This window comes from Pseudomonas uvaldensis, assembly GCF_021271205.1.
In the GTDB taxonomy this organism is placed as follows: Bacteria; Pseudomonadota; Gammaproteobacteria; order Pseudomonadales; family Pseudomonadaceae; genus Aquipseudomonas; species Aquipseudomonas uvaldensis.
The window spans coordinates 299,947-323,556 of record NZ_JAIWKS010000003.1 but is presented as its reverse complement, the minus strand read 5'-3'; the positions used below and the strand labels follow the sequence as shown (position 1 = coordinate 323,556).

Below are 23,610 nucleotides of genomic sequence, written 5' to 3'. Positions count from 1 at the left end.
AGCCATGTCTACCCCCAACATCCACGGCATCATCGGCTACACCATCACGCCCTTCTCCACCGACGGCCAGGGCTTGGACCTGGACGCACTGGGCCGGTCCATCGACCGTCTGATCGACAGCGGCGTGCATGCCATCGCGCCCCTGGGCAGCACCGGCGAAGGCGCCTACCTGAGCGACGCCGAGTGGGACCAGGTCAGCGAGTTCAGCATCGCTCGCGTCGCCGGCCGGGTGCCGACCGTGGTCAGCGTGTCTGACCTGACCACCGCCAAGGCGGTACGCCGCGCACGCTTTGCCCAGGCGAAGGGCGCCGATGTGGTGATGGTGCTGCCGGCCTCTTACTGGAAACTGAGCGAGGCGGAAATCCTCGCGCACTACCAGGCCATCGGCGCCAGCATCGACTTGCCCATCATGCTCTACAACAACCCCGCCACCAGCGGCATCGACATGTCGGTGGAGCTGATCCTGCGGATTTTCAACGCGGTGGATAACGTCACCATGGTCAAGGAGAGCACCGGCGACATCCAGCGTATGCACAAGCTGCAGTTACTGGGCGAAGGCCAGGTGCCGTTCTACAACGGTTGCAACCCTCTGGCGCTGGAAGCCTTCGCCGCCGGGGCAAAGGGCTGGTGCACCGCCGCGCCGAACCTGATCCCGCAGCTCAACCTCGACCTGTACGCCGCCGTTCTCGCCAACGACCTGACCCAGGCCCGGACATTGTTCTATCGTCAGTTGCCGCTGCTGGACTTCATCCTCAAGGGCGGCTTGCCCGCCACCATCAAGGCCGGTTTGCGCAACCTCGGCCTGGAAGTCGGCCACCCGCGCCTGCCGGTGTTCCCGCTTGATGAAGCGCGCAACGCCCAACTGCAGACAATGTTGAAAGAACTGCTCTGATCCTGCGGGCAGTCCTTGCGACCGCACAGGTGGCGCCCATGGGCGCCACCTGTGCGGGACCGTCGAAGGCTACGCTTGGCAGGGCTACGTTATTCCCGCACTGCAACGTTGCGAGGCATGAGATGCGTACCTACATACCCTTGGATTGTGATCTGCATGATTATCTGGAGATTGCCTGCCTGTACGGCTATGCGCTGGACATCGAACTGACTGACGGCCAGCGGTTGACAGCCCGTGCGATCACCACGCGCACCTCGCCGACGCGAGAGGAATTTCTCGAAGTCGAAACCGCTGATGGTCGCCTGGAGATCCGCCTCGATCAGTTGTTGGCGATTACACCGCAGGACAAGAACGCCAGGTTTGGCCGTGTGGTGCTGGCGAATGGCTGAGGGCTGCATCAGGTCTTTACCCGCCGTCCTTACCTGCATTGAGGAAAACAGCCCCATCACTCACAGAAACCTCCTACATCTCCCTCCATAGCTCCCGCGTTAGCGTCTGTCCTGCCTTTTATCGGACGAGACGCACCACGTCGTGACACGCAAACAAGACATCCCCCAAGTCCGAAACCCGCCCGGCGGTGACGGGCACTACGTCACCTACCGGGACATGACCGCCACCGAACTGGCCGAGCGCGAAACCCGACAGCGGGCTTATGAAGCCATGCTTGCCCGACAGGCCGCTTACGTACAGGCGCGGTGGGCCACAGCGGATAACAAGCCGTTATCCAGCGTAACCGGAAGCGTGTTTGCCAAGAGCTGCACGCTCCCCAACGGCATCATCGATTACAGCAACCCCAACGGCTACGTCCCGGCAGACCTGGTCAAACAGTACGGCGACCTGATGTGGCTCGGCGGCCGGAGCGCCGACCCATCCGGCACGGTGCCCCTCAAGCAGATCGGCGCGGGTGCGGTTCCGGCTACGTTGGGCAGGCTCGCGCTGGGCGGTTCGGCAGCTTCTACGGCGGCTAGTGCTGGCGGCACCGTCGGCGCAGCGCTACTGACCGGCATCGTTGCTTTGCTCTGGCCCTCCAGCCTGGGCGACAGCGCGCTCTATAGCGAAGACCAGCTGAGAAACCTCAAGCAAGCCCGCAGCCGCATGCGCCTGAGCATCGAACAGCAAGCCGATGGCAGTCTCAAGGGTTATGGTTTCTATACGGGGCACAATCGCGACTGGGAAATGGTCGACGTTGTCCAGTTCACCCCACGAGCCGACCAGTTCGTCGCTGACCTGGGCGATGGCGTCGAACTGATCTGGACGCCGGCTACCGATCCGTCCGACACCCTTGGCATCCCGGCTCTGGAGGCAGCCCCCCAGGCACCGGCTATTTGGATCTACCCGCCGACACCGATGGCTGACAGCATCATTGTCGACCCGATTTATCCGCCGGAGTACAGGGATTTCATTCTGGTGTTTCCGGCGGATTCGGGGGTTCGGCCGGTTTATGTGGTTTTGAGTGTTCGTCGAAAGGGCTTGGCCGAAACCGGCCACGACTATCATCCTGCTCCGAAAACCCACGAAATCACTGGCTTCCCTGGATTGAAAACAGGCATAAAAAAGACACCCGTGCGAGGCGGTGGAGGCCTACGGCATCGCTGGCTTGATGCTAAAGGCAGAACAATCTATGAATGGGATTCTTTACATGGCGAATTGGAAGCCTATCGTTCAAGTGACGGAAGCCATTTAGGGGCATTCGACCATATTACTGGTGAGCAGACAGACGTCCCCCAAAAAAACCGTAATATCAAAAAATATCTGTGAGAATTAAATGGGACTCAAACTAAGACTCGAATGGTTTAGCAAGCAAACCGAATCCTACGAAGGGGAAGAGTATTCAAAAGATTTGGGCGAGGACGGTGCTGTTATTGAAGCCCTAGGAATCCCACTCGAAAACAACATAAATAACGGAGGTTTTAATGTCCCACAAGAATGGATAAAAATTCTTCAACCTTACTTTGAACACCCAATTAATTGGCCCACCTACTACTATCAGGTGTCCTTCGATTATCGAGACAATTGGTAGCCGCAGAGAGCAGCCAAAAATAAACCAATCTGCTTCTGCCCCACGGACACAAATAAAAATAAAGGACACCGCTGACGCGACAATTGCACCTCATATTAACAACGCTCTGCATTGACATTCGAGCTTCCTCGCAACTTGTTGCTTTTCCGGACCAGTAGCAATTAGTTAGCAGCGAGTCATGATCCCTTTACGATGAACTGAGTTGGGCGGTTTGGGGGCTGCTACGCAGCCCTGCGGGAGAACTGCCTGCCGTCCCCTTTCAATAAGCGCCGGCGTGCGTTCGTCGTCAGGACGGCGGATAGGCCTCGTTGAACACCTTGCAAAATCTTCCGCCTTCGAAAAGAGCAGCTGTACATTGATTTGCCCTTGCTGTGTTGCCTGGCTGGCCCAACTGGCTAGCACAAGCCGCTTGGACGGCGCTTCAGATCGGCCTGCCGCGTACAGAACCATCCATGCATTAACCCCGCTTGAAAGAACTGCACAGGGGCGTCAAACCCGGCGGCCTTTATAAGACCCGCGACCTGTTGCGCAGGCAGGATCGCAACGTTCCTGGCGTAGGCAGTGCGCGCTCGCTCCAGCCCTTCTGGCCGAAGACCATCGGAGGACATCAGCGTCAGCCAACTGCGTAACAGCACCTCATAGGCAGGCGATTCGGTATCAGAGGCAAGGTCAGCGTTCGCCAATATTCCATGAGGTTTAAGGCGGCGGGCAATCTCGTGAAAGAACGTGGTGCGAGCGCCTCCATCTAACAAAAATTGGGATACCAGCAAGCAGGTAGCAGCGTCGTAGCTGGCCTCGGCGACGAGCGTGTCAAGGTAGCCTTCGTGAAAATGGCAGCGTGCGAGAAAGCCATTTTGAACGGCCTTCTGACGACAGACGTCAAGCATAGCGCCCGAGGGGTCGACAGCAGTGAAATGCCAGCCTGGGAAGCGCTCTGCCAGATGGGCAAGTTCCGCCCCTGTGCCAACGCCTACGCAGAGTATCCGGGCATCTTCCGGCAGACCGATAAATTGAGATTCGAGCAGCAAATAGAGAGCGGCGCGAATCGGCGCCATCCCTTCCCATTGCTTGTCGTAGCTGACAGCTTGCTGGTCGAACACTGTCTTGAGTTCTTCATTGCGCATAGGGCACCTTGAGTCGTGACAGACGCATCGCGTTAACCGCGGTATTGCTTCTAGTATCCCTGCCCTGTCAAGCCCTGCACATTTGCGGCCGCAATGCCATGGATCAGCACCGGAACAGGAACCCAGCCGAACACTTCCGCCAGCTCAGAAGCTGCCCCCACAGCATGCCCAGCAAAAAATATTTCCCTCCCATCCCCTCCCGCAAAGCTCCCATCCGCTCCAGCAAAGCCCCCGGCAAATCCGCCCCCCGATAATCCCCCCCTTCGCTCGCACTCCCCTCCCCCGCCAGCACCGTGAAACGCCCATGAACCTACGCACCTTCATCCGTAGCTATTGCCTCAACTCCAGGCTCGCCACAAATACGCTGATCCAACTGCACCGGGCGCTTTCGTTCCTGGCCGGTTACTTGGCGCGGCAGGGCTTCGACTCCAGGACATGGCCGGCAACCCGTGACGCGGACACGCTGGAGCAGCGCGGTAGCGCCGTTTGCCCGGAGCTGGCAGCAACGGTCTTCAGCCACGCACGGGAGGGGGTCGTTCTGGTGGATCCGTACGGCCGGGTCATCAGCGTGAACGAGGCCTTCACGCGGCTCACCGGTTATGGACAGGACGAGGTCAGGGGCCGGGATCTGAATTCCCATCGCATGGTTCGGCGGCTCACTGCGTTCTATGCACCTATGAAGAATGCGCTGGATTTCCATGGGCATTGGTCCGGCGAGATTCAAAGCAGTCACAAGGATGGCCGGGAGATGACGTCGCGCATCAGCATCAGCGCGGTGCATGACCGTCACGGGAACGTTCAGCATTATGTGGCGCTGGTCAGCGACATGACGCAGGTGAAACAACGTCTTCAGTTGCTGGAACGCGATGCTCGTTTTGATGCGCTCACGCAATTGCCCAATCGGCTACTGTTGGCCGAACGGATGCGTCAGGCATTGGGCAAGGCGCGTATCCATCAGCACAAGGTCGCCATTGCGTTTATCGACCTCGATGGGTTCAAGGCGCTTAACGACAGTTACGGCCATGACTGGGGGGATCGGGTGTTGCAGATTGTCGCGGCGCGGATCAATGCGACGCTGCGTGAAAGCGACACGCTGGCGCGGCTCGGTGGCGATGAGTTTGTGGCCGGGCTGGTGGGTTTGCAGGAGGTGGAGGACTGCGAGCCGTTGCTCAAGCGCATGTTGCAAGCGGCCAATGCGCCAATCCTGATTGGCGCGCAAACGGTGGAGATCGCCGCGAGTATCGGCGTGGCATTTTTCCCCGAGCATGGGCAGGAGGTGGATGCGCTGATCAGCAAAGCGGATCAGGCGATGTACTTGTCGAAGAAGGCCGGCGGCAACCGCTTGGCGTTTTGTCCCACGCGTTTTATTTCGCTCAATAGCGAAGCCTGAGGGTGGTGCCGAGGGTTCTTTCGCTGCCGGTCATCACGCCGTAGTCTCCGGCCCCCAGCAATGAGTAAACGGCGGTGATGTAGTGCCGGTCGAAAGCGTTGTGCATCCAGCCTTCCACTTCCCAACCCCGGTCCTGGCTGCGCAGCCCCAGGCGCAGATTGGTAATGCCGTAGCTAGGTTGATAGCTGCCTTCCCCACCTTCGAGGGTGCCGTAGTAGCCGGTGCGAAAGCTGTAGTCGATGCCGCTGTAGACTTCCAGTCCGTAGGGCAGCGGATGGCTATGGTCCAGGCCGCTGCTGAGGTTCCATTCCGGGGCGTTGTAGAGGCGGTCACCGCTGAGGTCGCAGGTCCATTGGCCGGTCTGCGGTGGGCACGGTGCGTTGGGGAAGCTGCGATAGCGTGCATCGCTCCAGGCCAGGCCCAGACGCCAGGTGAGTCGGGGGGCCAGTTGCCAGGCCGAATCCAGTTCGACGCCGCGCAGGCGGACCTTGCCGACGTTGATCAGGTTGTCCCGCAGCGGTGGCGCGAACATCGACGTCGGTGGGCTGTAGGTGAGCGCCTGGTAGTTGTCGACATCGGTCTGGTAGACGGCGAGGTCGAGCATGGCCCGCTCGTCCCAGAAGCGCACCTTCAGGCCCAGTTCCAGTGAGGTGGCGCGTTCCGGCTCGAATGTGGGCGCGGTGAACGGGCCGACCACGTCGAAGTTGATGCCGCCAGCCTTGTAGCCCCGCGACCAGCTGACGTAGCCCATCACCGCATCGCTGAAGCGGTAGCTGGCGCCGAGCAGGCTGGAGACGTTGTGTTCTTCGATCGAATCCTCGCGGTAATAACCACGGCCGAGGGCGATGTCGCGCAGTAATTGTCCACCGCCCTGAAAGATCGGAGGCAAGCCCGTCAGCGGCGCAAGGTTGCTGACATCACGGGAAACCCAGCCGTCCTTGCGCTCCCGACTGTAGCGCAGGCCGCCGGTCAGTTCGAGAGGGTCGACGGGGCGCCAGGAAACCTGGCCGAAAATCGCCCGGCTGTCACCCCTCTGCTCGCCGTCATAGTGTTGCCGGGCGCCGTCCAGAAGCAGCGACGGCACTTGGCTCGGATCGGTAAAGGTGATGCCGTAGAGTTTCTGCAGTTGCTCCAACTGATCGCCGACGAACCAGGGCGCGGCGTCCTTGCCGAACTGAACGTCGATGTCCCGGTCGAGCTGCTGGCGCAAATAATAGAGCCCGGCGACATAATCGATGGACGAGCCGACCGTGCCCGATAGCCGCCACTCCTGACTGAACTGCCGGTGCCCCAGTTCCGTCTCGGACTGAGCGACCGACAACGTAGTGCTGTCGCCGTCGCGGGCGGCGCGGTAGTCCCAGTCACGGTAGGCGGTGATGCTTGTAAAACGCATCGCGTCATCCAGATCCCAGTTCAGTTCCAGCGAGACACCGTCCTGCAGGGTTTTCGGACGCCCCGGTGCGTCGATACGCACCTCGCGTTGATAAGGGTCGGGCTCGGACAGCGGATAGCCGAGAAATTGAGCGCGTTTGCGCGTCTGCTGGCTGTAGTGATTGACCAGCAGCACATTACCGGCCTCGTTTTGCCGGGCATGGTCTGCGATCAGGCGGGCGCTGAAGTCCGTGGTCGGCGTCCACAGCAGTTGTCCGCGCAGGCCCTGGCTGTCGGCGTCACCGAGGCGGGAGCCGTTTTCCATGTTTTCCACTTGCCCTTCCTCCGAGCGGTCGAAAACATTCAGCCGCCCCGCCAGGACATCGTCGCGCAGCGCCCCGGAAATCGTCCCACGATACTCCCGCAGGCCGTGGTCTCCGTAGCTGGCCTCAAGGTTGGCCTCGGGTTGGAACGTCGGTGCGCGGGTGATGATGTTCAGCGCACCCGCCGTGGTGTTCTTGCCGAACAAGGTGCCTTGGGGGCCCCGCAGCACTTCGATGCGCTCAATGTCCATCAACTCGGTGAAGGCCATGCCCTGGCGCGCCTGGTACACACCATCGACGTAGGTGCCGACACTGCCTTCCAGGCCATCGTTGTAGGCGGTCGCGCCGAACCCGCGCAGGCCAAAACCGGCATAGCGGGCGTCATGCCCGGACACCACCAGTCCGGGCACACGCTGCTGGATATCTTGCAGCGTGTGCAGGTTGGCCTCGTCCAATTGCTCGCCGTAGAGAACGTTGATCGGGATGGGCACCTGTTGCGGGTCTTCCTCGCGACGGCGGGCGGTCACCGTGGTTTCGTCGAGGACGATGGCGTCGAGCGACGGCGCAACCTCTTGCACGGCATGGACGGACGCCCAAGGCAACATCGCCAAGCCGCCGAGCAAGAGCAGCCGGTAACCCCGATTGAGCACCCTAGCGCTCCCGGACCATCGTGCGCTGCACCGTGTCCAGGCCCGTGAGCGTCTTGACCCACGCCAATAACTCGCGGCTGTCGGCGGGCTTGAGCAGGACTGCATCGAACACCAGGTCTTGCGGATAGGCCTGTGGCCGGCGCGCCGGCACTGCCGAATAGAGCATCACCGGCAGAGGGCGGCAGCGCTCGCGGACCTGACGCAGCAGTTCCCAGCCGTCCATGCCGGGCATCATCTGGTCACTGATCAACAGATCGATTGGCTGCTCCGCCAGGCAGGCCAACGCTTCTTCTCCATTGGCCGCGATGCTCACGTCGAAGCCGTAGCCGGCCAGCAGGTCATAGAGCCATTCGCTGTTCTGCTCGACATCGTCCACCAGCAAGACTTGCTTGCCCTGGCCGTCAAACGGGGCGGCGTGGTTATCGACGATGCCGATTTCGAGGTCGTGCTCGTGAGCGCACTTGAGTTGCAGGCGAAAACGCAAGCAACTGCCGCCCTGCCCGGTGGCCTGTGGTTCCAGGCGGCTGCCCATGCGCTCCAGCAGTTGCGTAACGATGGACAAGCCGAGCCCGCTGCCTTCGTAGCGTTGCGCATTGCGCCCGCGCTGGAACGGTTGCAGCAGTTGCTCGAACTCTTGCGGATCGATGCCAATGCCGGTGTCGATCACGCTGAAACACAGCTCGACGGTGTCAGGGCCGGCGCCCGGACAACCGCCCACTTCAAAACGAATCTGGCCGTTACGGGTGAATTTCGCTGCGTTTGCCAAGAGGTTCATGAGGATCTGCCGAAGGCGTTTGAAATCGGCCTCGACCAGCGCCGGCAGATCGTCGGCCACATCGGATTCAAAGGTGTTGCCCTGCCGTGCGGCAAGGAAACCCGCTTCCTCGGCAATCTCCCTGAGAAAGCCGTACAGGTAGCCCGGTGCCAGGCTCAGTTGCATTTGCTCCAGCTCGCCTCGGGAGAACTCAAGCATCTCGTCGATCAACTCCAGTTGCTGGCGGGCATTGCGTTCGATGGTGGCCGGGTACTCGCGGTTTGGCCCGCCGTGCAGCAGGCGCGCATAGTCGATGATGCGCACCAGCGGCGAGCGCAGGTCGTGGCTGATGCGGGCCATCAAGGCACTGCGGGCCGCCAGGGATTCGCGCAACTGCGCCGTGCGCAGGGCTACGGTGCTTTCCAGGCGTTCGTGCTCGGCCTGGCGTTGTTGGTCGAGACTGGACAGCGCGTGCTTTTCCCGCTGGCGACTGCGATTGACTTCCATGATCAGCGTACACACCAACAAGGCCACGCCCGGCAGGGTCGACGACAAACTGTGTTTACTTTCCGGCGACTGCCAGGGCAACTGCTCCTGCGGGAAGAAATAGCGCATCAGCAATTGCCCCAGCAGCAACCCCGGCACCAGCCACGCCATCCAGTCGTAGCGCAGCCGTTTGCGCCAGGCCATGAACAACGTGGCGAGCAGCACCGCATAAAAACTCAAGAGCGACAGTTGGATGAACTGCGCGCCTTGGACCGGATCGACCTTCAACCACCAGGCTCGGCCAAAGGCGCACCCCAACAGCGGCACCCAATAGCTGCAACCAATGACTTTTGGCAGCCGGGAAACCTGCAACAGCACGCGCATGTAGGCGAGGAACAGGATGAACGAGATCACGCTGGCGCCGGCCAGCAACTCGCGGGTCCAGCCGAGTGCCGAGGCCCAGTAGATCAGGTAGCCGTTCACCAGGCAGGTCAGCAGGATGTAACTGAGTACCGCGCCGGCATTCACTGTCAGCAATCGGGAGCGCAGGATCGCGCCGACAATCAGCCCGAACGGGACGACCAGCAGGACAATGCCCAGGGTCAGTCCATCGCTCAGGTACGTCTGCTGCTGACTGCGCAGCAATGCCGGCTCGGACCACAGCTGTGGCTCCAGCAACATCTGGAAGTGGCTGGTGACGCGGACGAACAACGTTGCGCCCTGTCCGGCCGCCAGCGAAACTGGAAACGCCGGCTGCCGCGCCGCCGGCTGGGGCCATTCGGCCAACGGATAGGCGGCACCGGCGTGGGCCTCCCGCCAACGTCCGTCGGCGTATTGAAAGACACGAATGTCTTCCAGGCGCGGCGCGCCGATCACCAGCAGGCGCGAACAGGCCACATCGCTGGAGTTGGTGAGTTGCAGTTTCAACCAGAAGGCCGAGCGGCTGTAGCTTTGCGCTGGCCACTGCGGGGTCGCGGCATGAAATTGCGCTTCGGGCAGTCGGGCGACGTCCTCCACGCTCAACCTCGCCTGGGCGTCCTCGACGATCTGCATCGCCGGCATCAGGTCCTGATAATCAGCCTGACAAAGGTCCACGGGCGCCGCGCACAACAGGCCGGCGGCCAGCAGCGTCGTCACCAGTAATAGAACCTGCAGAAGCCGCATCAGGCGGACCCGGCCGACTCGGTATCAGCGATGCCCAGGGTCTGCTGGCGAAACTGGCTGGGCGTCATGCCGATTCGCTGCCGGAAGGCCGTGGTGAAGTTGCAGGCATTACGAAAGCCGATCAACTCGGCGACGTCCTGCACGCTCATGGCGCTTTCGGACAGCAGCTCCTGGCCGCGACGCAGCCGAGCATCCCGGATGTAGGCGAACACGGTCAGGCCCAGATGCTCGCGAAATATCCGGGAAAGGCGTTTCTCATGGGTGCCGACTTTTTGCGCCAGCGCGACAAGAGAAGGCATGTCGTCGAGGTGGTGTTCGATCAATCGCATCGCAGCCCGCAGCACGATCCCGTCGCCATCCGGCTCCGGTGCCGCCGGGTTGTCCTGCCTCGCCGGCGGCGCGCGCCAGGTCAATTGCAGGTGGATCCTGATACGCGCCAGCACTTCCTCGGGGGCGCAGGACTTGGGGATGTAATCGACCCCGCCCACGGTCAACCCTTCCAGGCGCTCGAAAGTGCTGTTGGCCGACGACAGGAAAAGAATCGGCGTCTGCCGGGTCGACGGAGCCTCGCGCAGTAGCCGGCAGAGGCTGAAACCGTCCATGTGCGGCATGTGCACATCCAGTACGATCAGGTCCGGACGCAATGCCAGCGCACGCTGATAACCCTGTTGGGCATCGCTGGCCAGGGAAATGCGCCAGGGTTGCGCCTTGAGCAGAACGACCGTTGCCCGGATGTCCTCGGGTTCATCGTCGATAAGCAGGATATGCGGCAGCGGCCCGGATGACACAGCCGCGTCCCCTGCCGCCCGCCTTTCGTATCGCCCGTCGTCCATACGCTGCGTTCTCTTATCGTGCGTTTGCCAAGCCCCTGCCGAAAAAGCAAAGGTATCGCAAAGGCAATCGATGGATCGGTAAAAATCGTTATACCGATAGCGGCAGGTCAGGTGAAGACTTGAAGGCGTCGCGCATGGACGACAGCCCTTTCCTCTAGGCTCGACAAAAAAGGTCCTGCACGGAGCAAGACTTGTCTCTCGAAAGACAAGGGTTTATCCGGTAGCTCCTACTGGGTCATGCAGGCAGCATCGATCCGGTATCCAGATCAATAGTCAGTCATGACCACAGGCTTTTCTTTCCTCACGCCACGCGCACTTGGCTTCTCAAGCCCACCCTGCTCTCGATACCACGCCACCGTGTCCGCGATGGTCACCTCCAATGCTCGAAAACTCAGGTCCAGCTCCTGCACGCTCTTGAGGTGGTTGAAGCAGGTGCGGTTCTCCTCTCGCCTCATGAGACGCAACGTGGCCATGCTCAATAAGATCGGTTTGCCGGTCACCCGCGCATAAAGCTCCTGCACCGCAGCCAAGGTGTACAACAAGGGGAACGGCAGCTGTCGATCGGGCGTCTTGACGCCCGCCACGCGTCCCAACAGCGGCACCAATTGACGCATCGTGATATGCCGACCCGCCGCAAGGTAGCGCTCGCCTCGCCGGCCTTGTCTGGCAGCGGCAATCATTGCCCAGGCGACATCCCGGGCATCGACCACGGAAAAGCTCCCCGGGATCAGGCCAGGCAACTTGCCGTTCACGACATCCTTGAGCAGTTGGCCCGACGAGGTCGGCCCGATGTCGCCGGGGCCCCACATCCAACCGGGCAGGACCATGCAGGCGTGCATGTCGGGATAGGTGTCCAGGAATGACAACACCACGCGGTCAGCCAGGATCTTGCTGCGGTAGTAATTATCGGCATCGGCGTCAGCACGCAGACAGGTCTCGTCGATGGACGAGCAGGGTTCGCCGTCAAGCACGGCGATGGATGAGGTGTGGACAAAGCGTCGTATGCCGGCGCGGTAAGCGTGGTGAAGCAGGTCCCGGGTGCCGTCGACGTTGATCTTTTCGAGTGCTTCCCAGTGGTTGCCACCCTTGTAGTTATCGCGAAAGAACGCCGCCGTGTGGAACACGGTGTCGCAGCCTTGTAACGAGGCGGCGAAGGCCGCGACATCGGCCATGTCTCCGACCACCCATTCCAGATCGGGAAACTCGCTGAACTGCTGTTCACCTTTGGCCCTGGAGCGCACCAGGGCTTTGACGGTGCAGCCACGGGCAACCAGTTCCCGTACCAGGTTGTTGCCCAGCAGGCCCGTGGCGCCGGTCACGAATACGTTGCGCATGGTTCAGCCCTCATCCTGTCCGTAGGACGGCAGCAACACTGCAGTGTCGAAGAACACCTCTTCATGGGTCGCCAGCCCGTCCTTGAAGATGAAGTGCGCCGCAAAGTGCGTGGTGATCGGGCGACCATGGGGCGGAATCACGCGGTCTGCCAGCACCAGGGGAGCCGTAAAGGTGCCGGACAGGACAGCGACCAGCGCCAATCGATCATCGGCGACCATGAACGGAGTGAGAGTTACTTCGGCATCGGGCAGCGCTTCGAACAGCGCGAGTTCGCGTTTGCGCATGGCCTCGCGACCGATTTGCACCCCCATGCCGTCGAGGTAGATGAAATCTTCGCTCACTAAAGCGAGCATCGCCTCCACATCACGGCGATTGAAGGCTCTCGAGGCGCGTTCCGCATAGTCGTTGGGGCCGGTGGTCATACAATCCATTCCATTCATTTCGAAGGGCGTAGGTATACCGTCGGGCCCGCTTTCGAAAAACAGCGACTGCTGCATAATGGCTTTGCATATATGCAGATCAGGGAAGACGGGACGCATGGCATCGCAAGCAAATTGGGACGATCTTCGGCTGCTGTTGGCGGTGTCGCGACGTGGCAGCTTTCTTCAAGCGGGGCAGTTGTTGGGGATCGCGGCGTCTACGGTGTCCCGCCGGCTGACTCAGTTGGAGGCGGCCCTGGGTGAGCCGCTTGTCGAGCGGGGCGTCGAAGGTTGCTGGTTGACCTCGCGAGGCCAATCCCTGGTGGATGTTGCCCTGGCGGCAGAAGCGGGGTTGCGGCGACAGACCTTTGCGAGCCTGCCCGGGCGACAGGCAGAGCTCAGTGGCAGTGTGCTGGTCAGTGCCGGGGAAGGATTCTCGTCCTCAGTGCTGGAAGCCGCGAGCCGCTTCACAGCCCTGCATCCACGTTGCTCGGTGGAGCTGCAGTTGAGCGCCGAGTTCCACAAGATCGTCCGCGGCGTGGCTGACGTTGCGGTTCGCACCGCTCACTTGGGCGAGCCTTCGCTGATTTACAAATCCATAGGCCGGGTCGCCTACGGCGTCTTTGCGCAGGCCAGCTACCTCGAACGGTTACCTGGGTTGACACCTGCCACTGCGCCCCCAATCGGACTGCTTCCCCCTCTGGACATGTTGCCCCAAATGCGCGCGGCAAAAGCCGCCGGCCTGGCGCGCGCGCAGATCAGCGTGAATTCGTTCACCGCACAGCTCGAGGCGGTGCGGCGGGGACTGGGGGTAGGCGTTCTGCCCCGTATCTTGGCACGGGACCTGGTCGAGGTGTTTGCCCAGTTGCCTATTCCCGATCTGGAGGTCTACCTGGTGAGCCGGCCCCAGGCGTTGAAGCAGGCGCATATCAAATGTTTTTTCGGAATTCTGGAGCAGGTGTTGCTTGAGAGCGTATCCGAGGGAAATGACTGAGTGGAAAGGCTGGCGAGGTCCCGTGCTTTAGCCTGTCTCGTTTTTACTTACGAACTGCGCAAACGTTTTTTTCATCTAGGCTAAATGGTTCAAACCGGGACACAAGGACGCTTTCCATCATGGACTTGGACGACGACATCAATCCGTTTGGTCATCTGGCGGTAGATCCCGTCATGCCGCATTTAGGCAGGCTGTTTCGGGTTGTCCGAACGGCGGCTTATACCGTTCCGGCAGGTTTATTCAATGCTCCCCTGACCGCGCAGGTACTCACCCGGCTCCCTTCCCCCGGCAACTTTGATGAATTGATGGTCGAGAATGGGACTCCCAGGCACCTGGAGGGATTGGCCGCCTTGGCCGCTGTCAGGTACCGAGCCGTTCCCTGGCCTGTCAGGCGAGGCGACGATGCCACTGTCGACTTTTATGACGGCAACGGCGAGCCGTTCGATGTAAAGACCCCTGCACCTGGACATAACATTCAAGCCGCCGCAGATTCCGTCGCACATGAGCTTGAGGGGGGTGGGCAAGCCGGTGTAAATGACGTCTACGTACCCAGAGTAGTCATGGACACCACGTTTCTCTCTAACGGCGAGCATGCTGCACTTTGGGGATACCTCGCGCCTTACGTTAACGAACGTCGCCTGATCGAGGTGTGTCTGCCCTATACCTTGCCGAGGCTGGCGGGAGGCACGTGGCACTGGTTGCCGTGACTGGCAATGAACTGAATGGGGACCGTCGAACTCACCGTCTCGCCCCCCAGCTCAGATCACACTTGCAACATCCCGCGAAACCCTCTCGCCGCGTAATACGACTGCACCCCGTTGTGGTAGATGAACACCCGCCCATAACGGCAATCCCCGAATATCGCCCCACCCAGCGCCCGCACCTCGGCGGGCGTCGCCAGCCAACTGGACGTTTTCAAATCAAACGCCTCCAGCGCCTGGAGTTCGCGGTACTGCTCTTCGGTCAATAGCGCCACACCCATCTCGGCGGCCATGTCCAATGCGCTGCCCTGGGGCTTGTTTTCCTTGCGAGCATCCAGGGCAGCACGGTCATAGCAGAGGCTTCGGCGGCCGGCGGGGCTTTCCCTGGCGCAGTCGCAGAACGTGACGCGCCCGGTTTTCCTGTCGTGGCCGATCACGTCGGGCTCGCCTCCGCTGGCCTCCATGGCCTGGAGGGTGTTCAGGGCGGTGGGGTTGCCTTCGAGCCGGGCCTGGACGTCGGACCATTTGAGGTCCGGGTGGCGATGGGGGTTCTTTTCGAAGCGGGACTTCAGGGTTTGAAGCAGGGCGGTTTGTTCTTGTTTTTTCATGGGGTGAGGTCCATTGGTTTGGAGTTCCGCTGATCGTTCCCAAGACCTGACATATACCGCAAAGGTCCTTCCGTTGCCGGTCGCGCCAGCCCTCACCAGAATAGCCCGCCTGGATAAACTGCAAGGATTGCAATGCCAAATTGGCTGACGGCACGCTTTACAGCGACGATCAATTACGTCGCATAGATCACGCGTCCACGCGGGTGCGCTTTCAATTTCGCAGCGACCCGGAAGGTGCGTTGCAGGTTTATGGCATCCATAGCCGCGCAGCGGGCGACGATTCGGTGCGCACGGTGCAAGTGGCGTGGAACGCCGACAAAACCGCAATGGAGGCCAAGCTCAATGGCCTCACCATTCTATGGACACCTCAACATGGACCGCTTGGGTCGATCCCACCGCTGATTTTCCCCGAAAACATCGGCGAACGACTGGGTACGATCCTCGTGCATCCGATTCCGGAAGATGTCGACAGCCAGATTGATGGGCTGCCGGGAGAGGATATTACTGCAGACGACTGTATTCTGGTTTTTCCTGCGGATACGGGATTGAAGTCGCTTTATGTGGTGTTCGCCCGGCCCTTTGGCGGGGACCATAAGTATCACCTTCCACCGAGAAGTCTGACGGCCTTCCCAGATGCAACAAAAGTAGACTCCAAAACAAGGGTACAGGGCGGTGGAGCAGTTCGTCGGCGCTGGAAAGATAAAAAAGGACGTATCTACGAGTGGGACAGCCAACATGGAGCGGTTGAAATTTACGATAGGCAGGGAAAGCATTTAGGTGAGTTTGATGCTGAAACAGGCATGCAAACCAAACCAGCCAAACCGGGTAGAAAAATAGAGAAATAGGTGTATTTATGAACATATGCGTAAGCGGCTTTCTGGCAGACAGCTCCGTAGATGATTCGCTCAAATTTGAGCTTTACCTGGACTTTTCTTTTATCGAAGAAATTCTAAAAATACTGGGTCACAAAGATATCAATGCAATGGCAGAGGGCGAATGGCTACTAACGGACGAACAGGCGATGGCAATATCAAAAATGGTCGGCGAACCGATTCCGACTGACTTAAAGCTATTTATTGGTCTTGAGACTTAACCGGTTTAACTAGACATTGAAGGCCCGCCACCATGATCCACTGCAAACGAGCCTACGACGCGCCCGCCCAGGATGACGGCAAACGCATCCTGGTCGACCGCCTGTGGCCGCGCAATTGCCGCAGGGACGAGTTGTCCATCGACGAGTGGCTGCCCGACGTCGCGCCTTCCCACGCATTGCGCAAAGCCTTCAAGACAGGCGACCTTTCTTTCGCGCAATTCAGGACGGCCTACCGCCAGGAACTGACCGCACAACCGCAACATTGGTGGAAGCTGGTGGACTTCGCCCGCAACGGCAACCTGACGCTGGTGTACACGGCCAGGTCCACGGTTGAAAACAACGCAGCGGTGCTGGCCGAATGGCTGGAGGATGAGTTGGAAAAACGGGGCGACATGAGTTCGCCCGCTTGTTATCTGCCAGAGTTTCCGGGGCGCTAGCGGCAGGCCCCTACGGGAACACAGCAGCAAGGCCCTGGGCAATCAGCCCAGGAGGTACTTGGAGATCAGTCTGGAGATTTCAACGATGCCCGTCTTGCCCGTGAATTCGAATTTTACTTTGCCCAGGGACGAGAAGTAGATTTCCAGTTCGGAATCCAGGTCGAACGTGCCGGAGGTTTCGATCGAGTAGGCAACGATGTTTTTATAAGGCAGAGATGTGAAGTCTTTCTTGCTGCCGGTAATGCCCTGCACGTTCACCGCGATGATGCGTTTATTGGTGAAGACCACGCCGTCGCGCATGGATTTATAGGCATCGATGACCTGCTCTCCGTCCAGCAGCAGCGCCGTGACACGCTCGGCGTATTCGTCGTTTTGCTTGAGCTTGAAGAAGCCTTTGTTGTTGAAGTCGATCATGGGTCGGTCCTTGTCGAGTTGAAAGCATTCCAGGCTTGCCGGGCCCGAGCTACCGGATTCTGCGTGAGCGGACAGAGATATCACAAGGACATTGGTTTCTTCTCCTAGACTTGCCCTTGTCTCGTCTTCCGATGAGTTCGTACTGTCCATAAAAACGCAGAGGGAACCTCGCAATGCTCAAAGCTTTTTGGAAAGTATTTGTCTGTAGCCTGGCTGTCGGTACGTTGGGCACGGCGCTGGCGGCCGAGCCGATCGTGATCAGGTTTTCCCACGTCGTGGCCGAACAGACGCCGAAGGGCCAGGGCGCGTTGATGTTCAAGAAGTTGGTGGAGGAGCGCCTGCCGGGCAAGGTGAAAGTCGAGGTGTACCCCAACTCCACGCTGTATAACGATGACAAGGAGATGGAAGCCCTGCTGTTGGGGGAGGTGCAAATGATTGCGCGCTCGCTCGCCAAGTTCGAGCAATACACCAAAACCGTGCAGCTGTTCGATCTGCCGTTCCTGTTTGACGACATGGCCGCAGTGGAGCGTTTTCAACTGAGTCCCGAGGGCCAGAAACTGCTCAAGTCCATGGAGAGCAAGAACATCACCGGACTGGCTTATTGGCACAACGGCATGAAGCAATTGTCGGCCAACAAGCCTCTGCGCAAGCCTGAAGATGCCCGTGGCCTGGTGTTTCGGATACAGAACTCCGAAGTGCTCGCCGAACAATTCAAGGCCGTGGACGCGAAGGCCCAACCGATGATTTTTTCGGTGGTCTATCAGGCCCTGCGCGCGGGCGTGGTAAACGGTACGGAAAACCCCTATTCGAACTTCTACAACCAGAAACTGCATGAAGTGCAGAAGTACGTCACCGAAACCAACCACGGCGCACTCGATTACATGTGGATCACCACCTCCGACTTCTGGAACGGCCTGCCGTCGGACATCCGCACCGAACTGGACAAGATCGTGGCAGAAGTCACCACCTACACGAACGGTGAAGCCGAACGCCTGAACCAGCAGGACAAACAGCGCGTGCTCGACGCCAAGACCACCGAGATCATTACCCTCACCCCAGAAGAGCGCAATGCCTGGCGCGAAAAGATGAAACCGGTGTGGGCCAAATTCGAAAAGGAAATCGGGCCGGATCTGCTTAAAGCGGCGCAGGCGGCCAACCAGGCCCAATGACCCTTGCGGGAGCAAGGCTTGTGAAAGCAAGGCCTGTGGGAGCAAGGCTTGCCCGCGATGAAGCCAACTCGGTCTTGGCAGTAACCCCAGCAATCGCGAGCAAGCTTTGCTCCCACAGTAAAACTCGCCTCCATCCCTGCGCCAGAGCCCATTGCGTTATGATCCCCGCCTCCACCTGAACCCGAGCTTTACCCACGCATGCCGTTCACCACTGACATCCCTCCTGTCCTGCCCCCCGTCCTGGTCGGTCCGCTGCTGCGACGGCTGGAGCCCAGGCGGTTGGTGATGTGGCTGGTGGGGACACGCTCGCTGGCGTTGACGCTACGGCTGGACGGCATGGGCGATCTGGCGTTGGATGCCTCGCGTTGCACGGTGGTACCGGTGGGTCAGCAGGCCTTCGTGCATCTGATCGATGTACGCCTCGACAGTCCCTTGCCCGAGGATGTGGTCATCGACTATGACCTGCTGGTGGAAGGCGCGCCCATCGCCGAATGGGCACCGCACCTGTTGTATGGCGCAGCACAACGCCCGAACTTCGTATTGCATTCGCGCATTGGGCAGTTGGTCCACGGCTCATGCCGCAAACCTCACCATCGGGCCAACGACGGCTTGCTCTGTGTCGACCGACTGCTGGCCGAGGCCCCGGCGCAACGGCCGGCCTTGTTGATGATGAGTGGCGACCAGGTCTATGCCGATGACGTCGCAGGACCGATGTTGCGGGCAATTCACGCGCTGATCGAACGGTTGGGACTGTTCGAGGAACGCCTGGACGGTGCCGTGGTGGAAGACAGTGCACGGCTCTACCGCCACCCTGCCAGCTATTACCACCGCGCCGATCTGCTGCCGGCGCTGGAAAGCAACGAGACCCTGCGCGAACGGTTTTTCGGAGGGGCCCGCAAGCCGATCTTCACCAGCAGCAGCGCCGACAATCATCTGGTGACCTTCGCCGAAGTCATGGCGATGTACCTGTTAGTCTGGTCCCCGGTGCCATGGACGCTGATCGATCCGCAGCCGCCCGAACTGACTGCCGAACGCCGCCAGCGCTACGAGCAGGAACGCCTGCGCATCGACGATTTCAAGGCTGGGCTGGGTGGCGTGGCCCGGGTGTTCGCGCATCTGTCGTGCCTGATGATTTTCGACGACCACGACATCACCGATGACTGGAACCTGTCCGCGCAGTGGGAGGAAACGGCCTACGGCCATCCCTTCTCCAAGCGCATCATCGGCAACGCATTGATCGCCTACATGCTCTGCCAGGGCTGGGGCAATAACCCGGACGCGTTCGAGGCGGCGATCCGGCAAACCGTGGCCTTGAGCGACACGGCGCGGGACCGCTATCTCGACAGCGAGCCCCAGGACAAACTGATCGACGGGCTGCTGGGCTTCCAACAATGGCATTACGTGCTGCCCAGTACCCCCGCCCTGGTGGTACTCGACACCCGCACCCGTCGCTGGCGCAGCGAGCATAACCTCAGGCATCCCTCCGGCCTGCTGGACTGGGAAGCCCTGAGCGAGCTGCAACAGGACTTGCTGGATCATCCATCGGCGATCATCGTTTCGCCGGCGCCGATCTTCGGGGTGAAGCTGATCGAAACCGTGCAGCGAGTCTTCAGTTGGTGCGGTTACCCATTGTTGGTGGATGCTGAAAACTGGATGGCGCATCGCGGCGCGGCCCAGGTGATCCTGAACATTTTCCGACACTCCCGTACACCGGGGAGTTACGTGGTGCTGTCAGGAGATGTGCATTATTCCTTCGTCTATGAGGTGTTCATCCGACACCGCAAGGGCGGCCCGCGCATCTGGCAGATCACCAGCAGCGGCATCAAGAATGAATTCCCGCCGACCCTGCTGGAGTGGTTCGACCGCCTGAACCGCTGGCTCTACGCGCCCCGCTCGCCCCTGAACTGGTTCACCCAGCGCCGACGCATGCGCATCATTCCTCATACCCCGGAACATGCCGAGACCGGGGAGCGATTGTGGAACTCGGCGGGCATCGGCCAGGTGTTCTTCAATGAACAGGGGCAGCCGGCTCAAATCTACCAGCACAATGCCGACGGCAAACCGCCTACGCGCATGTTGCCGCCGAAATCGCCGTCAGCCTGAGCTGTCGATGCCTTGAAAAATCGCGGGGGCTATTGCTCCGCCAGCTCGACCACGCCGCGGATCCGCCGCAGCATGTTAATCAGGTGCAGGCGCATCGATGCCCGGGCTGCCTCGGCATCGCACCGGGTCAGCGCCGCGTGGATCTGCTCGCGCTCGCGAATCACCAGCGCGCGGTTTTCATTCGTCACGGCAGGCCCGGCCTGTTGCACGACGGCGATCAGCGTGTTGCCCACATGGGTCATGGCATCGATAAAGAAGCTGTTGCCCGTGCACTGGGCGATCAGCAGATGAAATTCGAAATCCTTCCGAGCACTTTCGCTATCCGCGGCATCAAGTTCATTCGCCGCGTCGAGCGCTTCGCGCATCATCAGCAGTTGTTGCGGCGTTGCCCGTTGCGCAGCGATGCCCGCCGCTTCCACCTCCAGGCTCAGGCGCAGTTCAATCACCGCCAATGCGTCATGGGTCCCACCCTTGACGTGCTTGCCACCCTGGAAATCACCCGGCCGGGCGGTGTCCACCACGAAGGTGCCGATACCATGGCGAGTCTCCACCAAACCTTCGGCCTGGAGTCGCGACATGGCTTCGCGAACCACCGTCCGACTGACCCCGCGCTCCTTGATGATGACCTGCTCGGTGGGTAACTTGCTGCCCGCGGGCAGTTCGCCAGCCAGTATCTGTTGCGTCAGGTCGACCACCAGTTGCTGGGTCATGCTCAAGCGGCGATCGGTTGTGACACGGTCCATTGCACCTATCCATTAAAGCCAGACGATCGCGGCATTATAGCCGCGACCTAGCGGCAAAACGCACTATAATGCCCGCTGATCACCTTAGAGCAAGCCGATGACGGACCAAGCGCTATCTCCACTGAACAAGCCGCGCCGCCTCGCCGAAACCCTGGTCGACCGCTTCGCCCAGCGCATGCGCGACGGCATTCTCAAGTGCGGTGAAAAACTCCCCACCGAAGTGCACATCATGGAAGCCGAAGGCGTCAGTCGCTCGGTGGTGCGCGAGGCGCTGTCGCGCTTGCAGGCGGCGGGGCTGGTGGAGACGCGCCATGGCGTCGGCACCTTTGTCCTCGACATGCCGGCGCCGGAGGGTTTTACCCTCGGACCGGCGACGATTGCCACGTTGTCGGATGTACTCAACCTGCTGGAATTTCGCCTGAGCCTGGAAGTCCAAGCCGCCGGCATGGCCGCCGAGCGCGCAACGCCTGAAGCCCTGGCCGAGCTGTCTCAGGCATTGGAGGCGTTGCTGCAAGGGCCGGAGAAGTCCGGCACCACCATCAACGCCGATTTCCAGTTCCATCTGAAAATCGCCAAGGCCGCCGGCAACTATTACCTGATCGACATCATGAAGCATTTGGGTACCAAGCTGATCCCGCGTACCCGCATGAACTCCGCCTACTCCGGACAAAGTGATCGCAGCGCTTACCTGCAAGGCGTCAATGCCGAACACCAACAGATCTTCGATGCAATCGCCAGCGGTAATGTCGACGCAGCTCGTGCCGCGATGTTCCTGCACCTGAGCAACAGCCGCATGCGCTTGCGCGAAACCCAACAACGCCAGGCGTTCTATAACGAATAAGTTGCCTTTTCACCTGCCCCTGTGGGAGCGAGCCTGCTCGCGATGACGGCGTCACATTCAACATCATCGCCCCAGGCAGACCGCCATCGCGAGCAGGCTCGCTCCCACACAATCTCAGAAGAAGTTGTATTGGATGCCGACGCGCAAACGCAGTTGCCGATCATTGTCCACGGAGTTGACTTTGATATCGCCCACTTCAAAAAACGGCGCCCAGCGTTTGTCCCACTTGTACTTGACCACGACATTCTGCTCATAGTCATCGGTGCCGCCGTCATAGCGAATGTAGTCAGCATCAAAGTAGGTCAGTTGATACTCATAAGCCCACGGCCCTTGATCGGCATAGTTGACGTAGACGTCGTAGCGATTGATTTTCTGATCGTCCTTACCGTTCCGGGGCACGTCATGGTCGACCTGGTCGCGGTCCAGCTTGGAGGAGTCGTAACGATAGCGACCGGCGATGCTCAGTTCCTTGGTAATGCGATACCCCAGGCGCATGCCCAACTTGTAAGTGGTGGATTCCTCGTCGCTTTCCATGGCAAACGAAGGCGTCAACGTCCAGCGATCATTGAGTTTGTGCTGATAGTTGACGGTGAACTCATGACCGGCGCCAACGGTATTATCGAAAGCGACATCTTCACGATCACCGGCGGTCTTGTATTTGAGTTCGCCCTCCAGACCTACGCCATTGTCCAATCGCATGCCGAACTTGGCACGGTCGGCATGCATGCGGGTTTGCTCCGCATATTGGTGGCGGACGTTGATATAGCCGGTGTCGGCCTGGGCAACGAACGAAGCGAACAACGAAGCGAGGGAAACGGATACAAGTGTCTTTTTCATGTTTTTTATTCTTGTTAGTTGCAGGGGTTAGTTGGGTGAAACGTCAAATCGCAGGCGAGCGCGGGCGCGGCATTGAAACCAGGGGCTCAACGTCTTCTGCGGGTTAAAACAAATACAATCGGGTTAACGCGTGACTCAGACCGCTATGGGAACGCGCTGTATGTCGCGGCTGGCCTGCACCAGCAAACGGGTATACGCGTGCGTTGCGCCGTCACTCGCCAGCAAGTGGCTGTCGAGCGTCTCCACCACCTTGCCCTGCTGCATCACCGCCAGCCGGTCACACAAGTGCGCGACCACTGCCAGGTCGTGGGTGACCATCAAGTAAGTCAGCCCTTCCTGACGACGCAGATCGGCCAGCAGGTTGAGGATTTCCGCCTGCACCGAGACGTCCAGCGCCGAGGTCGGCTCATCCAGCAACAGCACCCGCGGCCGCAAGATCAGCGCACGGGCGATAGCCACACGCTGGCGCTGGCCACCGGACAACTGGTGCGGATAACGGAAGCGGAAGCTATCGTTCAGACCAACCTTGCGCAGGATCTCGCTGACCTTCTGCGAACGCCCGCTGATCCCGTGAATGCGCAGCGGCTCTTGCAGCGCAGCATCGACGGTGTAGCGTGGATGCAACGAGGCGTACGGGTCCTGGAACACCATCTGCACCGTGCGGTAGTGGTTCAGCGGCAGGTTGCGAGTCACGGCCTGGCCGGCGATCCGCAACTTGCCGGTCCAATGCTGGTACTGCCCAGCGAGGCAGCGCAGCACCGTGGTCTTGCCCGAACCGGACTCTCCCACCAGACCGAAAGCCTCGCCCTCGGCCACGCTCAAGTCGACATCGTGCAATATCGTGTTCAGTGCCGCGCCGGTGCCAAAACCGAGGTTAAGGCCGGTGATTTCAATCATGCTCATGACAGG

At 60.2% G+C, this 23,610-nt stretch carries 24 protein-coding genes; 13 read left to right on the top strand and 11 right to left on the bottom strand.

The window, feature by feature from the left end; all coding sequences use genetic code 11:
• Positions 1–4 precede the first annotated feature (4 nt).
• From LCU97_RS07920 to LCU97_RS07905, 4 genes are all read left to right on the top strand, one after another.
• Entirely contained in the window at positions 5–892 is an 888-nt protein-coding gene (locus LCU97_RS07920) for a dihydrodipicolinate synthase family protein (RefSeq protein ID WP_053152478.1), read from the top strand.
• A 122-nt stretch (positions 893–1,014) separates the two neighbouring features.
• Complete coding sequence (locus tag LCU97_RS07915) at positions 1,015–1,281, top strand: Rho-binding antiterminator (protein WP_232776075.1); 267 nt, start codon at positions 1,015–1,017, stop codon at positions 1,279–1,281.
• A gap of 142 nt (positions 1,282–1,423) precedes the next feature.
• A complete protein-coding gene (locus tag LCU97_RS07910; protein WP_232776074.1) occupies positions 1,424–2,650 on the top strand; it encodes a colicin E3/pyocin S6 family cytotoxin in 1,227 nt (408 codons plus the stop codon).
• Positions 2,651–2,657: 7 nt separating this feature from the next.
• On the top strand, positions 2,658–2,912 hold the full coding sequence (locus tag LCU97_RS07905; protein WP_232776073.1) for a colicin E3-like toxin immunity protein: 255 nt from the start codon (positions 2,658–2,660) through the stop codon (positions 2,910–2,912).
• 395 nt (positions 2,913–3,307) lie between these two features.
• On the opposite strand, the gene LCU97_RS07900 is transcribed toward LCU97_RS07905, so the two are convergent.
• Entirely contained in the window at positions 3,308–4,036 is a 729-nt protein-coding gene (locus tag LCU97_RS07900) for a class I SAM-dependent methyltransferase (RefSeq protein WP_232776072.1), read from the bottom strand.
• Positions 4,037–4,340: 304 nt separating this feature from the next.
• Here LCU97_RS07900 and LCU97_RS07895 point away from each other — a divergent pair, with 304 nt between their 5' ends.
• On the top strand, positions 4,341–5,426 hold the full coding sequence (locus tag LCU97_RS07895) for a sensor domain-containing diguanylate cyclase (RefSeq protein WP_232776071.1): 1,086 nt from the start codon (positions 4,341–4,343) through the stop codon (positions 5,424–5,426).
• Here the strand turns inward: LCU97_RS07895 and LCU97_RS07890 are convergent.
• The 5 genes from LCU97_RS07890 to LCU97_RS07870 all read right to left on the bottom strand — a co-directional run bounded on the left by LCU97_RS07890 (position 5,410) and on the right by LCU97_RS07870 (position 12,764).
• The gene (locus tag LCU97_RS07890) at positions 5,410–7,770 is read right to left on the bottom strand and encodes a TonB-dependent receptor (RefSeq protein WP_232776070.1); all 2,361 of its coding nucleotides are present in this window, start codon (positions 7,768–7,770) and stop codon (positions 5,410–5,412) included. The genes LCU97_RS07895 and LCU97_RS07890 overlap by 17 nt on opposite strands.
• Before the next feature lies 1 nt (position 7,771).
• Positions 7,772–10,174: a hybrid sensor histidine kinase/response regulator gene (locus LCU97_RS07885; RefSeq protein ID WP_232776069.1), complete on the bottom strand. Its 2,403-nt coding sequence runs from the start codon at positions 10,172–10,174 to the stop codon at positions 7,772–7,774.
• A complete protein-coding gene (locus LCU97_RS07880; RefSeq protein ID WP_232776068.1) occupies positions 10,174–11,007 on the bottom strand; it encodes a response regulator transcription factor in 834 nt (277 codons plus the stop codon). The genes LCU97_RS07885 and LCU97_RS07880 overlap by 1 nt, the downstream gene beginning before the upstream one ends.
• Positions 11,008–11,273: 266 nt before the next feature.
• Positions 11,274–12,341: an SDR family oxidoreductase gene (locus LCU97_RS07875; protein ID WP_232776067.1), complete on the bottom strand. Its 1,068-nt coding sequence runs from the start codon at positions 12,339–12,341 to the stop codon at positions 11,274–11,276.
• Positions 12,342–12,344: 3 nt separating this feature from the next.
• On the bottom strand, positions 12,345–12,764 hold the full coding sequence (locus LCU97_RS07870; protein ID WP_232776066.1) for an ester cyclase: 420 nt from the start codon (positions 12,762–12,764) through the stop codon (positions 12,345–12,347).
• A gap of 115 nt (positions 12,765–12,879) precedes the next feature.
• Between LCU97_RS07870 and LCU97_RS07865 the strand changes: the two genes are divergently transcribed.
• Together LCU97_RS07865 and LCU97_RS07860 are read left to right on the top strand one after the other, a co-directional pair.
• On the top strand, positions 12,880–13,755 hold the full coding sequence (locus LCU97_RS07865) for a LysR family transcriptional regulator (RefSeq protein WP_232776065.1): 876 nt from the start codon (positions 12,880–12,882) through the stop codon (positions 13,753–13,755).
• A gap of 119 nt (positions 13,756–13,874) precedes the next feature.
• On the top strand, positions 13,875–14,462 hold the full coding sequence (locus LCU97_RS07860; protein WP_053152456.1) for a hypothetical protein: 588 nt from the start codon (positions 13,875–13,877) through the stop codon (positions 14,460–14,462).
• Positions 14,463–14,518: 56 nt separating this feature from the next.
• Here the strand turns inward: LCU97_RS07860 and LCU97_RS07855 are convergent, their stop codons facing one another.
• Entirely contained in the window at positions 14,519–15,064 is a 546-nt protein-coding gene (locus LCU97_RS07855) for a DUF4256 domain-containing protein (protein WP_232776064.1), read from the bottom strand.
• Positions 15,065–15,204: 140 nt separating this feature from the next.
• Here LCU97_RS07855 and LCU97_RS07850 point away from each other — a divergent pair, with 140 nt between their 5' ends.
• Genes LCU97_RS07850 through LCU97_RS07840 form a run of 3 tightly spaced genes read left to right on the top strand, consistent with a single transcriptional unit; the run spans position 15,205 to position 16,594 of the window.
• Complete coding sequence (locus LCU97_RS07850; protein ID WP_232776063.1) at positions 15,205–15,909, top strand: colicin E3/pyocin S6 family cytotoxin; 705 nt, start codon at positions 15,205–15,207, stop codon at positions 15,907–15,909.
• Between the two features lie 8 nt (positions 15,910–15,917).
• Positions 15,918–16,157: a pyocin S6 family toxin immunity protein gene (locus LCU97_RS07845; protein WP_232776062.1), complete on the top strand. Its 240-nt coding sequence runs from the start codon at positions 15,918–15,920 to the stop codon at positions 16,155–16,157.
• A gap of 32 nt (positions 16,158–16,189) precedes the next feature.
• Complete coding sequence (locus LCU97_RS07840) at positions 16,190–16,594, top strand: DUF488 domain-containing protein (protein ID WP_232776061.1); 405 nt, start codon at positions 16,190–16,192, stop codon at positions 16,592–16,594.
• Between the two features lie 42 nt (positions 16,595–16,636).
• Here LCU97_RS07840 and LCU97_RS07835 read toward each other — a convergent pair whose 3' ends face one another.
• Positions 16,637–17,008 carry a PH domain-containing protein gene (locus LCU97_RS07835; RefSeq protein WP_053152448.1) on the bottom strand — a complete coding sequence of 124 codons (372 nt, stop codon included), beginning with the start codon at positions 17,006–17,008 and terminating at the stop codon, positions 16,637–16,639.
• A gap of 173 nt (positions 17,009–17,181) precedes the next feature.
• Between LCU97_RS07835 and LCU97_RS07830 the strand changes: the two genes are divergently transcribed.
• On the top strand, positions 17,182–18,177 hold the full coding sequence (locus LCU97_RS07830; RefSeq protein WP_053152446.1) for a TRAP transporter substrate-binding protein: 996 nt from the start codon (positions 17,182–17,184) through the stop codon (positions 18,175–18,177).
• A 198-nt stretch (positions 18,178–18,375) separates the two neighbouring features.
• Complete coding sequence (locus LCU97_RS07825; RefSeq protein WP_232776060.1) at positions 18,376–20,280, top strand: metallophosphoesterase family protein; 1,905 nt, start codon at positions 18,376–18,378, stop codon at positions 20,278–20,280.
• Between the two features lie 29 nt (positions 20,281–20,309).
• Here LCU97_RS07825 and LCU97_RS07820 read toward each other — a convergent pair whose 3' ends face one another.
• A complete protein-coding gene (locus LCU97_RS07820) occupies positions 20,310–21,023 on the bottom strand; it encodes a FadR/GntR family transcriptional regulator (RefSeq protein ID WP_232776059.1) in 714 nt (237 codons plus the stop codon).
• A 97-nt stretch (positions 21,024–21,120) separates the two neighbouring features.
• Between LCU97_RS07820 and LCU97_RS07815 the strand changes: the two genes are divergently transcribed.
• Positions 21,121–21,864 (top strand): FadR/GntR family transcriptional regulator, encoded by a 744-nt coding sequence (locus LCU97_RS07815; protein ID WP_232776058.1) that lies wholly within the window; start codon positions 21,121–21,123, stop codon positions 21,862–21,864.
• Between the two features lie 114 nt (positions 21,865–21,978).
• On the opposite strand, the gene LCU97_RS07810 is transcribed toward LCU97_RS07815, so the two are convergent.
• Together LCU97_RS07810 and LCU97_RS07805 are read right to left on the bottom strand one after the other, a co-directional pair.
• Positions 21,979–22,701: an oligogalacturonate-specific porin KdgM family protein gene (locus LCU97_RS07810; protein WP_232776057.1), complete on the bottom strand. Its 723-nt coding sequence runs from the start codon at positions 22,699–22,701 to the stop codon at positions 21,979–21,981.
• Between the two features lie 135 nt (positions 22,702–22,836).
• Entirely contained in the window at positions 22,837–23,604 is a 768-nt protein-coding gene (locus LCU97_RS07805; RefSeq protein ID WP_232776056.1) for an ABC transporter ATP-binding protein, read from the bottom strand.
• Positions 23,605–23,610: the final 6 nt, after the last annotated feature.

Excerpts from the sequence above, each read along its gene's own strand:
- LCU97_RS07840 (WP_232776061.1), top strand. The coding sequence starts at position 16,190 with ATGATCCACTGCAAACGAGCCTACGACGCGCCCGCCCAGGATGACGGC.
- LCU97_RS07920 (WP_053152478.1), top strand. The coding sequence starts at position 5 with ATGTCTACCCCCAACATCCACGGCATCATCGGCTACACCATCACGCCC.
- LCU97_RS07905 (WP_232776073.1), top strand. The coding sequence starts at position 2,658 with ATGGGACTCAAACTAAGACTCGAATGGTTTAGCAAGCAAACCGAATCC.
- LCU97_RS07835 (WP_053152448.1), bottom strand. The coding sequence starts at position 17,008 with ATGATCGACTTCAACAACAAAGGCTTCTTCAAGCTCAAGCAAAACGAC.
- LCU97_RS07855 (WP_232776064.1), bottom strand. The coding sequence starts at position 15,064 with ATGAAAAAACAAGAACAAACCGCCCTGCTTCAAACCCTGAAGTCCCGC.
- LCU97_RS07830 (WP_053152446.1), top strand. The coding sequence starts at position 17,182 with ATGCTCAAAGCTTTTTGGAAAGTATTTGTCTGTAGCCTGGCTGTCGGT.
- LCU97_RS07900 (WP_232776072.1), bottom strand. The coding sequence starts at position 4,036 with ATGCGCAATGAAGAACTCAAGACAGTGTTCGACCAGCAAGCTGTCAGC.
- LCU97_RS07895 (WP_232776071.1), top strand. The coding sequence starts at position 4,341 with ATGAACCTACGCACCTTCATCCGTAGCTATTGCCTCAACTCCAGGCTC.
- LCU97_RS07870 (WP_232776066.1), bottom strand. The coding sequence starts at position 12,764 with ATGACCACCGGCCCCAACGACTATGCGGAACGCGCCTCGAGAGCCTTC.
- LCU97_RS07880 (WP_232776068.1), bottom strand. The coding sequence starts at position 11,007 with ATGGACGACGGGCGATACGAAAGGCGGGCGGCAGGGGACGCGGCTGTG.
- LCU97_RS07860 (WP_053152456.1), top strand. The coding sequence starts at position 13,875 with ATGGACTTGGACGACGACATCAATCCGTTTGGTCATCTGGCGGTAGAT.
- LCU97_RS07805 (WP_232776056.1), bottom strand. The coding sequence starts at position 23,604 with ATGAGCATGATTGAAATCACCGGCCTTAACCTCGGTTTTGGCACCGGC.
- LCU97_RS07885 (WP_232776069.1), bottom strand. The coding sequence starts at position 10,174 with ATGCGGCTTCTGCAGGTTCTATTACTGGTGACGACGCTGCTGGCCGCC.
- LCU97_RS07875 (WP_232776067.1), bottom strand. The coding sequence starts at position 12,341 with ATGCGCAACGTATTCGTGACCGGCGCCACGGGCCTGCTGGGCAACAAC.
- LCU97_RS07820 (WP_232776059.1), bottom strand. The coding sequence starts at position 21,023 with ATGGACCGTGTCACAACCGATCGCCGCTTGAGCATGACCCAGCAACTG.
- LCU97_RS07815 (WP_232776058.1), top strand. The coding sequence starts at position 21,121 with ATGACGGACCAAGCGCTATCTCCACTGAACAAGCCGCGCCGCCTCGCC.
- LCU97_RS07915 (WP_232776075.1), top strand. The coding sequence starts at position 1,015 with ATGCGTACCTACATACCCTTGGATTGTGATCTGCATGATTATCTGGAG.
- LCU97_RS07825 (WP_232776060.1), top strand. The coding sequence starts at position 18,376 with ATGCCGTTCACCACTGACATCCCTCCTGTCCTGCCCCCCGTCCTGGTC.
- LCU97_RS07865 (WP_232776065.1), top strand. The coding sequence starts at position 12,880 with ATGGCATCGCAAGCAAATTGGGACGATCTTCGGCTGCTGTTGGCGGTG.
- LCU97_RS07845 (WP_232776062.1), top strand. The coding sequence starts at position 15,918 with ATGAACATATGCGTAAGCGGCTTTCTGGCAGACAGCTCCGTAGATGAT.
- LCU97_RS07810 (WP_232776057.1), bottom strand. The coding sequence starts at position 22,701 with ATGAAAAAGACACTTGTATCCGTTTCCCTCGCTTCGTTGTTCGCTTCG.